Origin of the sequence: Chlamydia gallinacea 08-1274/3 (assembly GCF_000471025.2) — a bacterium.
Classification (GTDB): Bacteria; Chlamydiota; Chlamydiia; order Chlamydiales; family Chlamydiaceae; genus Chlamydia; species Chlamydia gallinacea.
This window is the reverse complement of sequence record NZ_CP015840.1, coordinates 810,446-823,768: the sequence shown is the minus strand read 5'-3', so window position 1 is coordinate 823,768 and position 13,323 is coordinate 810,446. Positions and strand designations below refer to the sequence as shown.

The window sequence follows — 13,323 nt, the reverse complement described above, 5'->3', positions numbered from 1 at the left end:
CATTATGACAGCTCTTATTTTTTATGACACTGAAACTACAGGAACACAAATAGATAAAGATCGTGTTATAGAAATTGCTGCTTTTAATAATGTCACAAAACAATCATTTGTAACCTATGTGAATCCCGAAATTCCTATTCCTGAGGAAGCTTCAAAAATTCATGGAATTACAGATTCTACAGTAGCTTCTTCTCCAAAATTTCCCGAAGCCTATAGGCAATTCCGCGACTTTTGTGGGAGCGACTCCATTCTTGTAGCTCATAATAACGATAGTTTTGATTTTCCCTTACTAGAAAAAGAATGCCGTCGGCATTCTTTAGATCCCCTAAACTTACGTACCATAGATTCCCTAAAATGGGCGCAAAAATATCGCCCGGATTTACCAAAGCATAATTTGCAGTACTTAAGACAAGTGTATGGTTTTTCTGAAAACCAGGCACATCGCGCTTTAGATGATGTCATTACCTTATACAATGTTTTTTCTTCCCTTATTGGGGATCTCTCCGCAGAGCAAGTTTTTTCTCTTATGCAAAATAACTGCCACCCTAAAGTATTTAAAATGCCTTTTGGGAAATATAAGGGTAAGCCCCTTACTGAAGTCCCCGCTTCCTATATCCAATGGTTAGAAAACCAAGGAAGTTTAGATAAAGATATGCAAGTAGCCATTCAATTAATGAAACAAATGTCCTCATGATACTCTCAGCCGCGTTTTCCCCTTGTCCCAATGATATCTTCTTATTCCGTGCTTTTTTAGAGCGTCATCCTGATATTCCGTTATTACAACAAATTACTGTTGCTGATATCTCTAGGCTAAATTCCCTAGCTTTGTACAAGAGATGCTCACTCATTAAAATTTCTGCTGCCTTACTACACCAAGTCTCTGAGCACTATCAGCTTATGGAGGTGGGAAATATTATTAGTTATGGGGTAGGGCCTTTGCTTCTATCTTCGTCTTCCCAACCTATAACTAAGATAGCTACTCCGGGAACAACAACCACAGCGCATTTATTATGTAAAATATTTTACCCTCAAGCAACTCTGATCCCCATGAAGTATGATACTATCATCCCCGCTCTGATCCGCGGAGAAGTAGAATCAGGAGTCGTGATCCATGAGGACAGATTTCATTATCCTCCACAATTATACCTTCGCGAAGACCTCGGAAACCTATGGGAAAACACTACGGGTCTTCCCTTACCTTTAGGTTGTCTTATTGTAGAAAAACATTTGCCTCAATCGACTATAGACATCCTAACATCTGCTTTACACACATCACTATCCCAAGCTCTTCAAGAAACTGAACAATCTATACAAACGGCTCTAGCTTATTCTAAAAATCCCAACGCTAACGTGATTAAAAAATTTATTGATACTTATGTAAACCAAGAAACCTTAGCATTATCCGGGTTAGGTAAACAAGCGCTGCAAAAATTATCTGAGTATGCAAATTCTTACTAACTATACTCGTCTTCTTTTCATCTTTGCCGATATGTGTGAAGCAGAGGCAGTAATTCAAGGATATCCTTTTGAGAAAAAACACCCGAATTTCTATACCTATAGAGATACAAATCACCTATGCTTTATGGATTTACTTATTCTTAAACAATGGGGAAGAGACGGGGTCATTTCTTCTTTAACCCCAGAACTCCTCTCTAACTACCATGCCTGTGTAAATATGGGTTTTGCGGGATCATCTTCATTTTGCTTTCCCCTGCATAACTGCTATACAATTACTAGAGTTGCGGAATTGAATTATGAGAATCCTCGGGATCCTTCCCCCCAACAGGAACTTACACTTCTTCCTCTGCCATCTCTTTCTTCGGCACACCTAGCATCTTCTTCCATTCCTTATAAATATGGTATGCTGGAGCACTTGCAGCTCATTGATATGGAGGGTTATACAATTGCCCAACTATGTAAAAACCATAACCTGCCATGTATAATGATAAAAATTGTTTCTGATTATACAACTCCAAAAGGTAGTGACTATCTCAAAAAAAACAAACATGCTTTAGCAGAGACTCTGTGCGTAACACTAAGAGAATGCTTAATTTCGATTATAGCTTTGGTGACCCCATCTAACGTAAAGAAGAGCTTACCAATTCTGCATTAGAATGAGAATCCTCCCGATCTTTAGCTCCAGACAATTTCCACATTTTAAAAAATGATGGGCACGTTGCTAGGAGTTCATCTTTCATTCCCTCAGCAACTTTCTCTCCATTCTCTAAATAAATTACTCGATCAACGTACTCTAGCGTAGATAACCTATGAGCAATAATGATCTGAGTACACTGTCCTTTCAGCTTGCCAATAATTTCTTTAATGTAATTTTCACTAATTGCATCTAAAGAAGAGGTCGCTTCATCTAAAATTAAAATCGAAGAATTTTTTAATAAGGCACGTGCTATTGTTAATCGCTGCTGCTGCCCTCCAGAAAGATTTTTCCCTGCTTCTTCTAATAAGCTATGGATCCCTTGCGGCATATTTTTCACAAATTCATAGGCACAGGCTTGTTTTAATGCGTCAATCACATCCTTTTCTGGGATATCTTTTCCACAAGTAAGATTATTCCAAATAGTATCGTAAAATAAAAAAGGCTTTTGTAAAACACAACCTATATGATCCCTCAACGAAGATTTACTGTAATCTTTCACAGAAAGACCGTCGAAAAGAATTTCTCCTTCAGAGACTTCATATAATCGAGGAAGCAATTGTATAATTGTTGTTTTCCCCGCCCCTGTGGGACCAACAATCCCTATAGCTTCTCCTTTCGCTATGGTAAAATTGACATCATGAAGAACCTTAGTACGTTCATCATAGGCAAACGATACATTCCGAAACTCAATACAACTTTGTAATCCACAAAATGTTTTCCCTTCATCGTCACGGTAAAGACTCGGATGAGAAAGAACCTCATAAAAACGCTCAGCGGCAGCGCAGCCTTTCATAATATTTGTATTTTCATCAGCAAATTTCTTTACAGGGTCATAAATAAGGTATAACAACCCGCAAAAAACAATTAACTCTTCAGGAGGAAGATGAAATTTATAGAGACCGATAATCACAACAAAAGCAAAAAACAAAGAAGCTATTGTATGCAATAATGGGCGAGGTAACAAAGCATAAGCAGCGCTCTTTTCTTCTAAAGCAGCAATTTGCGTATTTTGATCACAATATTTTTTAAAAGCAAATGCCTCTGTGCGAAATACTTTCACTGTAAGGATTCCTGCTAAAAAATCTAAAAGTACTGAGGAAAACTTATCCTGATTTCTTTGAATCTTTTTCGCCAGTAGTTTGATTTTCCTAGCAATCACAACAATGGGGAGTATCAATACAGGAAAAGCTACACAAAGAAGAAGAGAAAATTTCCACGATATTGATAAACAAATAATTAACGCTAGAACGAGAGTAATGGGAGCCTGCACATAATTCATCATCAGAGAATTTACTGCTAAGGCAATGGATGAAGAATCCGTAATCACACGACTACTTAAATTTCCCATATCGTGAGAATGAAAAAATGTCATGGGAAGATGCTGTAACGCAGCGAAATAATCTTTACGCAAATCACAACTCACACGAATAGAGACCACCTGAGCTAAAAACCGCTGAAAAAATAATGTCACAGCTTTGAAAATAGCTACTATTACCAAAAACAGGGCTAATGACGAAAAACGGGATAAATCCATATATTGAGAGATTTTTTTCGATAACCTAGCTGTTATTGAAGAAGATCCATTTCCATACTGGGCAATATAGGCGTTTGCCTGAGATAAGGTTATCCGATCAGAACCAGGAGAAATTTCTGACCACTTTGCTAAAATCTGTTGTTGGCTAAGCTCATACTCTTTTACGAGTCGATTATTTTTCTTATTAGCAAAAAGGACAAAGGCATCGGGACCTGTTTTAGCAATCATGCCTAGGGAAAAAATCTCTGCTTGTGAAGAGATTGTCAATCCAAGAATAGAGAGCAGAGAAAATCCCAATAAAATTAGGTGTTTTTTATGTCTGAGAACTGCTTTCAGAAGAAGTTTCATAAAGACCTATAGTCCGAAATTTCTGGTATCGTTTCTCTAATAAATTCTCTATGGACAGATCTTTTAATCGCAACCATTCCTGAAGTATGAATTTTTGCACACTGTCGTATATTGCCGCAGGATCATGGTGCGCTCCTCCCACAGGCTCTTTAATAACCACATCAACAATGGCAAACTGCTTGAGATCCTCACCATGCATTTTTAACATAGCAGCTGCTTCACTATTTTTCTTAGGATCTTTCCATAGAATGGAAGCACAACCTTCAGGAGAAATTACAGAGTAGTAGGAGTGCTCTAACATAGCAATAACATCGCCAATTGCCATGCCCAAAGCTCCTCCAGAACACCCTTCCCCAATAATAAGAACAATGATTGGCGTCTTCAATCTAGATAATTCAAAGAGATTATTAGCAATTGCCCAGCCTTGACCGCGCTCTTCAGCAGTCAATCCGGGAAACGCCCCGGGAGTATCTACAAGAAAAATAATAGGCAAATGAAATTTTTCTGCCATTTTTGCTAGACGGAGAGCCTTGCGAAATCCTTCGGGACATAGCATGCCAAAATTACGATGAACACGAGAAGCTGTGTCACATCCCTTCTCTTGGCCAATGAGCATGAACTTTTGTCCTTGAATTCTCGCTAATCCACCAACAACAGCAGGATCATCCCGAAAGGTCCTATCTCCAGCTAGTTCCATAAATTCATCACACATCCCTTCAATATAATTAACTGAACGAGGACGTGAGGGATGGCGACAAATTTGCACACGCTCCCAAGGAGTCAAATCGGAATAAATTTTTTCTTTTAACTTGTCTAGACGCCTTTCCAATTTTTGTATCTCAGAAGAGGAAAGTAAAGAATTTTTTTTGTTCTTTTCCTTAAACTCAGCGATTGTTTTCTCATACTCAACCACTTGTTTTTCGTGGGGAAGAAGCTCCATAATCACTCCTCTTACAGAAAAGGATAATTTTAATACAAATAATTCTTAAAAAACAATTATAAGATCATTTTAATGAGGATTAAAAAATGATTCTTTTTAATTACTTTTTTCAAAGACTAACGATACAGAGGAATCCTGATAAGGAATGTTAATTAAAAAATTACTTCCCCAAAAACTTTCCTTGCCTTGTAAAGAAAATATTTCCATATATCGACTAGAAGTTAAAATACGTAAAGAATCACGTTCTCCCTGGATAATGACATCATTTGCTGGCCCCTTATAAGAATCCAAAGAACCTGCTCGTAGCCGGGGCCCCTCTATCACCTGGCACATTTTTCCCTTACAAAAAATAGAAAACGTTAGGTTCCCTGTATTTTCTTCTGTTAAAAAAGAATTTACTTGACACCCCATCCCTGAAATCCGGAAATCATGACGCACCTGTATGCCCAAATGAGCGTCTTGTAAATAAGAAAATCCAGTGGACCTAGAATAAGGAAGCGAGGTTGAAGAAAGAAAAGAACAGATAACTTCTCCTATGTTCTCTACACAGGAAAACTCTTTAACTACTCCTGAAATTCCAAACCCCTGACAATCACTAATATCACCATAACAGGGACCGTAATTAACAATACCAACATCACCAAAATAATATGCCCCAACGCCACTCTTACAACCCGATCCAGAAATAAATGCAGACGACGAACATGTTCTCTGCATCCAAAAACCTAAATTCGGTTCAACAGAGGTGAATTCATTTACAATTTGTTGATCCAATTGATAAAGAAAAGATCTACTCAAAGAGGTTTTTTCCTTCGCAGGACGCGTAATCTCCTGGCTCCACAGAGAAGGAAAAATCGTTTCTTCATGCATAAACATTGACTGGTGAAAAGAACTCATCATTTCAGCAAGTTTTAAACTTGCGTCGTAAAATCTAGATATTTGTAAAAGCAATAAACCGAGCTCGGCATGCTCTCCAGGATAAGGTAGCCCTTTCCAAGGAAATCCTCCGCAACAAAATAAGCGTACAGCTCCAGAATTCTCCTGTTGTAGCTTTAAGAAATCTAACCCTAAATCCTGGCCTTCTTCTAAAGCCATCAATAGGTAAATAGCTCGAGCAATATCATGAACTTTTATCAGAGGATGATAGCGAAAAAATTTAAAGACAAAATCTCGAAGCTCTTTATTCTGACAAGCATAAATGAGCTCCTTCACTTGCGCATCAAAATTCACACGGGGAAACACTTCGATACATTCTTGTAATCTTGGCTGTAATCCCATCGTTATGCACAATTTTACTCAGAAATAGATTGCGTCCAGACAATAATAATAACAAACTTTAGAGTCAAGTCTCTAAATCATCTTAAAAACTTGACTCAAGGATTAAATACAAAAGGCACAAAAAATTAAGAATTATTCGAAGGAGTTTCAATCAAACGCTTCATCCGTTTTCCTGGTGTAAACTTTACAGCACGTCGTGCAGGAATATGGATGGGCACCGCAGCATTTTTAGGATTACGACCCACCTTAGGTTTTCTTTCTACTACCTGGAGAACACCGAAATCCCTAAATTCCAATCTATCACCTTTGACTAGAGCATCTGTCATCTTATCCAAAAAATTTTGGATTACGGTGCGCACATGATTCGGATGAATCTTATGGTCCTGAGATATTGTACTGATCAGTTTTTTCTTAGTCATGGTAGCCATATTAGCCGTTGCCTCCCTAATTAAAGTGCCCTAAAGTAACTAATTGAGTAGCCCTAAATAATAAACTTTTGAAGTATAAGCGTATCATATCTATTCATCCTTTGGATTCAAGATATTTTTTAAAATATAAAGCCCTACCATAAGTTCAATCAAGTTCAGGAGGGGAGAAAACTATACGTAACAAGAAATAAAAATTCACATGTATGCTAAATGAGGCAAGTACGTGACTTCTTTAGCCCAAATTGCTACAGTACTAATCCAAGTGTCCTCGTAGCTCAGTAGGATAGAGCGGTTGCCTCCTAAGCAACAGGTCATGCGTTCAAATCGCATCGAGGACGGTATTATAATTTTTAATTTGCACTAGTTTTGATAGATTTTTTTTTCGTATTGAATGAGCCTATCTTCTGAAAATCTGGCCCAGTAAGAAATGTATGAATCCCTTCGGCAATTCCCTTAGCTATATGCATGCGGTAACGCGCATCTAAAAGAGCAGCTCTTTCTCTAGCATTAGATAAAAATCCAGTTTCTATTAGCACAGCCGGCATCGTAGTTTCTCGAATAACAGCAAAGTTTCCTTCCTTCACTCCACGACTTTTCAATGCACCATGTTTTTTCATAGAATTTAAAAGATTTTTAGCCAAAGCTTCTGAAGCATGCGATCGTACTGCTGTTGCTTGTTTCCCACTATAAAAATAAATCTCTGTGCCAAAAGCAGATGCATTAGATGAATAATTGCAATGAATACTAATAAAAACATCTGCTGTATTTTGATTAGCTAAAGCAACTCTCTTCCCTAAATCCACATACACATCCGACGTACGAGTGAGAACAGGCCTATAACCCATACGCTTAAGATAATTCTGCACAGCAAATGCTAGTGATAAAGCAAGTGTTTTTTCTTCATAGTGGAACTCTTTACTCGCAGTTCCTTGATCCTTACCTCCATGTCCCGGATCAATAAAAATCACCTCATTACGACGCACTCGCTGCAGGGGCTCAGCACCTTCTCCACAACTTCCTCTCAACAGACAAAATATAAGTAAAGCGCAATTACTCGACCGAGGATAGAATTTCCCGAACAACTTCCCTATCATCAAAAACAATAGTTTGATGCTTAAAGACTTGGTATGTCTCATGGCCTTTCCCTGCGACTAACACTATATCCTTACCAGAGGCAATGGACAAAGCATATGTAATTGCCTGTTTTCTGTCGATTTTGATAGAAAAATTTCTTTTCACAAAGCCCGAGCAAATATCTTCAATAATTGCCTCAGGATCCTCGCTACGAGGATTATCCGAAGTCACAACAGAAAAACCATAGGCTTCGGCTACCTGTGCCATAATTTTCCTTTTACTATGATCTCGATCGCCTCCGCAGCCAAAAACAATAATCAACCTCCCTTGATTCGGAAGTATTTTCTGCAACGCCCTACAGACATTATCCAAAGCATCTGGAGTATGTGCATAATCAACATACACGGGACAAGGAGAAGTTATCACAGGCTCTAACCGTCCACGAGGAGAAGAAACATGAGCTAAAGATGCGATACATTGCTTCAAATCGCAACCTAGCCGTTGATGGACAACAGCTACTGCCGCGAGTGCATTATACATATTGTACTCACCAATTAAAGGTAAAACACAAGGGAAATGCTCTCCACGATATACTATGTCACACTGTGTTCCTAAAGGCGAACAATGCAAATTACATGCCCGATAATCTGCAGGGCTATCCACTGCATACGTAATAGGACGCGCTTTCGCCACTTCTAAAAATTGCGACTTATACGGACAATCCGCATTAACAACAGCAAGACCGTTAGAAGGTAATAAAGAGAATAATCGTAATTTCGCTTCGATATAATTCTCAAATGAACCATGAAAATCCAAATGATCCAAAGTGATGTTAGTCAAAACACCAACATCAAAATCGATACAAGCTAAACGATTCTGAACTAACCCTATGGAAGATGTTTCCATGACAGCAACAGAAAGTCTATTTTTTACCATTTCTGCTAAATATTTCTGCAACAAACAGGCTTCGGGAGTAGTAAACCCATCTTGCACAGAATTATTTCCTAAATCATGTGCAATCGTTCCTATCAACCCCGAACGATAATGAAAGGAATCAAATAAAAACTTAATTAAATGTGATACCGTAGTTTTCCCATTTGTTCCTGTAACACCCACAACAGTTAACCTACTCGAAGGATAAGCATAATATTTTGCTGATATCTCTGCCTCCAATAAAGGAACATCTGGAGACACGATTTGAACCACAGGAATAAAAGGATTATATAGAGAAGAAGCAACAGCTATGGCACCATTTTGCACAGAAAAAGAAGAAAAGGTATTCCCATCATACTTCCTTCCCCGATGAGCTATGAAAATATCTCCAACACCCACACTACGCGAATCCTTAGTGATATTCCTAATCTCTAGTGGAGAAATTTTCCCATAAACTTTCGCATTGATATTCTGTAAGAGCTGTTTTAAATTCATCGTTCACCCTAAAGTCTGCTTAAAGAGTTACCTCTAATTTATTTACAGAACTAGCACACGTAGAAGCACCATACCGTTGCCTCAATCATATGCTCCCTACATGCATTAAGGGCTCATTTCCTGATCAGAATCTATCTAATCGACGGACATCAAGGCGAAAAGCTTTATCCATCTCTTTTATAAAACTTTCTTTAAATTTCACAAGTCAAAATATAACGTATTCGATCTATTTTCTATAAACACAACCTTCTAAGACATAAAATTCTAGCCTAGATTAATCTCTAGAGCAAATCTATCTATTTCCCTAAACGATTCCACTCCTCATATAAAGACTTTATTGCAGAAACCTCACTCGTATAATCATAAGTTTTCTTATCCTCTCTCACCCCAAGGTAAGGCAAAACACGATCAGCCACACGTGCAAATATAGGAGCTGCACATCGCCCTCCCATATAATTTTTGGTTCCATCTTCTCGCAAACCATGGTCAGGATCATCAATAGAAATCAACATTACTAAAGGAACACAAGATTCTTGAGGATATAAAGGAGTGATACCAATAAATGAAGAAATATGACGCTGCTTATCATACCTACCGTGAACTAGCTTTTCTGTAGTTCCTGTTTTTCCTGCACTAGAATAATTTTTCGGAGAAGCTCTATATCCTGTGCCCCCAGGATATGTTGTAAAGCGCATTGCTCTTAAAACATGATCCACGATTTCTTGAGAAAGTAATCTTTCTCCCTTTTCCTGAGGTCTGAATCTATATTCCTCTCCAGAAGAAGAGACGATTTTTTTAATTAACGTAGGTCGTATATCATACCCTCCATTAGCAAGAATAGCATATGCTCTAACCATTTGCATTCCCGTAACTAAAAGATTATACCCCATAGCTAAAGAATAAGGAGTCGATAGCGACCATTCAGGAATACCATGAAGATGAAAGCGTTTAGGGGAAGGAACTAATCCCGAGGCTTCTCCCGGTAACTCAATACCCGTTTTTTTACCAAAACCCAGAGCGGATAATTTTTCTTCATACCAAAGATTTCCTAAATTCTGAACAATACGATCTGCAAGCTGAGCAACATAAACATTAGAAGACTTTTGAATCGCCATATACATATTTAAGCGACGATTTAAAGAGATATCTCTTAAAGGAAATTGTTTTCTACCTGGAAATATGGTGCGTGTAACATCAATAGGATCATTAGGATGAAAAAGAGACTTTTCCCCTCGTTTTTCCATCTCTTCATTGGCAAGCAAAGCGATAGCAACCGTGATTGGTTTCATAATAGAACCCGGTTCGAAGACATCACTGACCGATGAAACTTTGGTATATTCTATCTTTTCTTTATCATTAAAAAAAGTTTTGTAATCCGCGGGATTAAAAAAAGGATACTGGGCAAGAGCAAGAATCTCTCCTGTATAAGAGTTCATTAAAATAAGGCGTCCTCCCTTTGCCTTAGCTTCCTTAACGCCTCTCTCTAACTCTTCTTCCGCAATAGTTTGTATGCAAGGATTTACCGTGAGGTAAATATCTGCACCATCTTTAGGAATTTTTGTGATCTTGTCAACATCTAAACGATTTAAAGGAGACCGTAAAAGTTTACGTTCCCCCGGCTCTCCCTCTAAAATATGATTAAAATAGGCTTCTAACCCTCCAGTAGGGAATGCTTTCCCCGTTTTCTCATCTTTGTAATCCCTAAGTGTATGAAGAACTTGCCCTAAAAGTTTACCAAAAGGATAAGAACGTTGGTAATCAGAGATAAAAAATAGCGCATTAGAAGGCAATTTATGCTTCACAGCGTATTTTCTCCACCAACTAAGAATACGATCCCGTTCCACATGATTTAACCAAAGAACTAATTTACGATGGCGAGATCGTTTATCAAACTCCCCACGCATGCACGCATAATTCCCTTCGCCAACTAGGGAAAATATGGTTCTTGCTATCGTGTCCCGATGACATTCAGGAATAGCAACAGCATCTACACACAAATGAAATTTAGTAATATCTACAGCTAAAGGCTGAAACTGCTCCTGTTCACCAGAACGAGCATTCATCTGAGAAAAAAATGTTCCCCGACGAAAAGGATCTTTAACACGAAATTCATGTTGACCGAGAGCCTCAATGGCCCAATGCTTTCCTTCGCAAATCTGAATTTTATAATAACGTAGGATAAGAAGAGAATAAGAAAGTAGCACCCCACAAGTAATCAGAGCTAAATATTTACGATGATTCATGGATCAAAATATATTCTTTCTCTTCACTAGGATAATGTAAATATTGATACTCAGACAAACGAGCAATGTGCATCAAATGCTCGGGACTTTCTAACTTATCAATAAGAAAACCCAAAGCTACATTCTCTTGTTCTCTTTGACGCAAGGTAGACCATAAACAAGGAATTTCCAACCGAAGCTTTGTTAAATCATTTTGTTTATTCACATACGAATACAACAAACTCCCAAGAAAACAAAAACATAAAACTAATCGTAAGAAACGATACTTATTCATGAGATAGATTTTTCAAAACACCGTAATTTTGCTGATCGCGCTCTAGGATTGTTACGAATTTCTTCATAAGTTGGCATAATGACTTTCTTAGTCAAAACTCTTCCTAATCCCTGGTCCTGAGCTTTGCGGAAAAACCATTTTACAGGACGATCTTCAGAACTACAAAAAGAAATTACCAAAAAACGCCCCTGAGGAGCTAACCAATGGATAGCAGACTCTAACAATACTTGCAATTGACTATCCTCTTGATTCACATAGACACGTAACGCTTGGAATACTAAAGTAAGTGGGTGGATCTTTTTTCGAAAACGATAAGAAGGCAAAGCCTGGGTCACAGCCTCTTTTAAATCACTAACTGTAAGAATTTTCTTGCGTTTACGGAAATTGACAATTGCTTTGGCTACACTTTTCCAATGAGGTTCTTCCCCATATTCACGAAATACCTTTCCCAAAGTTTCCTCATCCAAAGTATTCAGAACTTCACTTGCTGTTATCCCCTGCGACCTATCCATACGCATATCTAAAACATGATCCTCTCCCTGAAAACTAAACCCACGGGATAATGTATCTAATTGCATAGAAGAAACTCCAAGATCAGCTAGTATCCCATCATATGCATGATTCCTTCTAAAATCTTGAGAGAGATCTTGAAAAGAAGCATGACGAATCTGCACTCGATCGCCAAATTTCCTTAAGCGTTCACGAGCTAAAGACAGAGCGGACTGATCTCTATCAGAACCATCATACAGCTGAAGTGAAGGATAAGCAGAAAGAAATGCCTCTGCATGCCCTCCCGCACCTACAGTAACATCACAAAAAAATTTTGGATGACGATCAGAAAAAAAAGATAAACACTCTTGAAGTAAAACAGGAATATGAGGAGAACGCTCACCCATGGTTACTTAAAATCTTCTATGAACCCAACATGCAGCATCAATATACATCATTAAAAAGAATGGCGAAAGAATTCTCTTCATTGCCTCCGGAATTTCCCAGAGTAACGAAGACTATTGACTTTTTCCCTCACCCTACTATGATTTAGAAGTAGGGTCTTAAAGGCTATAGTATGGTAGAAATTTTCAATTACAGTACATCCGTTTACGAAAAACACGCCTCTAACAATAAGGCAGTGAATGATTTCCGTAAGGAAGTTCATATGGAAGGTGTGGCTATTCGTGATGTTGCCAAGCATGCTCAAATTTTAGATATGACACCTAAACCTTCAGCTCTGTCATCTCTAATGCAAACAAATCAAAAAACCCACTGGGCCTTTTTCTCTCCTCCAAGAAATTTTTATAAACAACGTTTTTCTACTCCTTATCTAGCTCCCTCATTAGGATCCCCTGATCAACAAGATAGCGATATAGAAAAAATTTCTTCTTATTTAAAAGTTCTCACACGTGGAAAGTTTTCTTATCAAAGTCGTGTGACTCCTTTTCTTTCGTATAAAGATCAAGAAGAAGAAAACAACGAGAATGAGGCAAGTGAAGATTGGGAAGAAGATACTTTAATTCAAGAAGGAAAGGTCTTGCTCAAAGCCATTGATTTAGGCTTAAAATCTTCCAATGTTATGATTGACTACGTCATTTCTCGTATTTTTCAATTCGTCCAAGGCTAAGCT

13 protein-coding genes and 1 tRNA gene are annotated in these 13,323 nt (G+C 38.1%); 5 read left to right on the top strand and 9 right to left on the bottom strand.

What is annotated here, in order from left to right:
• Positions 1 to 4 precede the first annotated feature (4 nt).
• Genes M787_RS03705 through M787_RS03695 form a run of 3 tightly spaced genes read left to right on the top strand, consistent with a single transcriptional unit; the run spans position 5 to position 2,113 of the window.
• Positions 5 to 694 (top strand): putative quorum-sensing-regulated virulence factor, encoded by a 690-nt coding sequence (locus M787_RS03705; RefSeq protein WP_021828231.1) that lies wholly within the window; start codon positions 5 to 7, stop codon positions 692 to 694.
• A complete protein-coding gene (locus M787_RS03700) occupies positions 691 to 1,458 on the top strand; it encodes an MqnA/MqnD/SBP family protein (RefSeq protein ID WP_021828230.1) in 768 nt (255 codons plus the stop codon). The genes M787_RS03705 and M787_RS03700 overlap by 4 nt, the downstream gene beginning before the upstream one ends.
• The gene (locus tag M787_RS03695) at positions 1,442 to 2,113 is read left to right on the top strand and encodes a phosphorylase family protein (RefSeq protein ID WP_021828229.1); all 672 of its coding nucleotides are present in this window, start codon (positions 1,442 to 1,444) and stop codon (positions 2,111 to 2,113) included. The genes M787_RS03700 and M787_RS03695 overlap by 17 nt, the downstream gene beginning before the upstream one ends.
• Here the strand turns inward: M787_RS03695 and M787_RS03690 are convergent.
• From M787_RS03690 to M787_RS03675, 4 genes are all read right to left on the bottom strand, one after another.
• The gene (locus tag M787_RS03690; protein ID WP_021828228.1) at positions 2,079 to 4,037 is read right to left on the bottom strand and encodes an ABC transporter ATP-binding protein; all 1,959 of its coding nucleotides are present in this window, start codon (positions 4,035 to 4,037) and stop codon (positions 2,079 to 2,081) included. The two genes, M787_RS03695 and M787_RS03690, sit on opposite strands and share 35 nt — an antisense overlap.
• On the bottom strand, positions 4,003 to 4,977 hold the full coding sequence (locus M787_RS03685) for an acetyl-CoA carboxylase carboxyltransferase subunit alpha (RefSeq protein WP_021828227.1): 975 nt from the start codon (positions 4,975 to 4,977) through the stop codon (positions 4,003 to 4,005). Before M787_RS03685 ends, M787_RS03690 begins: the two co-directional genes overlap by 35 nt.
• A 96-nt stretch (positions 4,978 to 5,073) precedes the next feature.
• On the bottom strand, positions 5,074 to 6,255 hold the full coding sequence (locus M787_RS03680; RefSeq protein ID WP_021828226.1) for a hypothetical protein: 1,182 nt from the start codon (positions 6,253 to 6,255) through the stop codon (positions 5,074 to 5,076).
• Positions 6,256 to 6,380: 125 nt separating this feature from the next.
• A complete protein-coding gene (locus M787_RS03675; RefSeq protein WP_021828225.1) occupies positions 6,381 to 6,683 on the bottom strand; it encodes an HU family DNA-binding protein in 303 nt (100 codons plus the stop codon).
• Between the two features lie 264 nt (positions 6,684 to 6,947).
• Between M787_RS03675 and M787_RS03670 the strand changes: the two genes are divergently transcribed.
• Positions 6,948 to 7,021, top strand: a tRNA-Arg gene (locus tag M787_RS03670).
• Between the two features lie 12 nt (positions 7,022 to 7,033).
• Here the strand turns inward: M787_RS03670 and M787_RS03665 are convergent.
• From M787_RS03665 to rsmH, 5 genes are all read right to left on the bottom strand, one after another.
• Positions 7,034 to 7,819, bottom strand: coding sequence for an N-acetylmuramoyl-L-alanine amidase family protein (locus tag M787_RS03665; RefSeq protein ID WP_077974683.1), 786 nt, complete (start codon positions 7,817 to 7,819; stop codon positions 7,034 to 7,036).
• Positions 7,734 to 9,185, bottom strand: a complete 1,452-nt coding sequence (locus tag M787_RS03660) for a UDP-N-acetylmuramoyl-L-alanyl-D-glutamate--2,6-diaminopimelate ligase (RefSeq protein ID WP_021828223.1) — start codon at positions 9,183 to 9,185, stop codon at positions 7,734 to 7,736. The genes M787_RS03665 and M787_RS03660 overlap by 86 nt, the downstream gene beginning before the upstream one ends.
• A 296-nt stretch (positions 9,186 to 9,481) precedes the next feature.
• A complete protein-coding gene (locus M787_RS03655; RefSeq protein ID WP_021828222.1) occupies positions 9,482 to 11,428 on the bottom strand; it encodes a peptidoglycan D,D-transpeptidase FtsI family protein in 1,947 nt (648 codons plus the stop codon).
• Positions 11,415 to 11,702 carry a hypothetical protein gene (locus tag M787_RS03650; protein WP_021828221.1) on the bottom strand — a complete coding sequence of 96 codons (288 nt, stop codon included), beginning with the start codon at positions 11,700 to 11,702 and terminating at the stop codon, positions 11,415 to 11,417. The genes M787_RS03655 and M787_RS03650 overlap by 14 nt, the downstream gene beginning before the upstream one ends.
• Positions 11,699 to 12,598, bottom strand: coding sequence for a 16S rRNA (cytosine(1402)-N(4))-methyltransferase RsmH (rsmH, locus tag M787_RS03645; protein ID WP_021828220.1), 900 nt, complete (start codon positions 12,596 to 12,598; stop codon positions 11,699 to 11,701). The genes M787_RS03650 and rsmH overlap by 4 nt, the downstream gene beginning before the upstream one ends.
• A gap of 170 nt (positions 12,599 to 12,768) precedes the next feature.
• Here rsmH and M787_RS03640 point away from each other — a divergent pair, with 170 nt between their 5' ends.
• Entirely contained in the window at positions 12,769 to 13,320 is a 552-nt protein-coding gene (locus M787_RS03640) for a DUF5399 family protein (RefSeq protein WP_021828219.1), read from the top strand.
• The last annotated feature ends 3 nt before the right edge of the window (positions 13,321 to 13,323 follow it).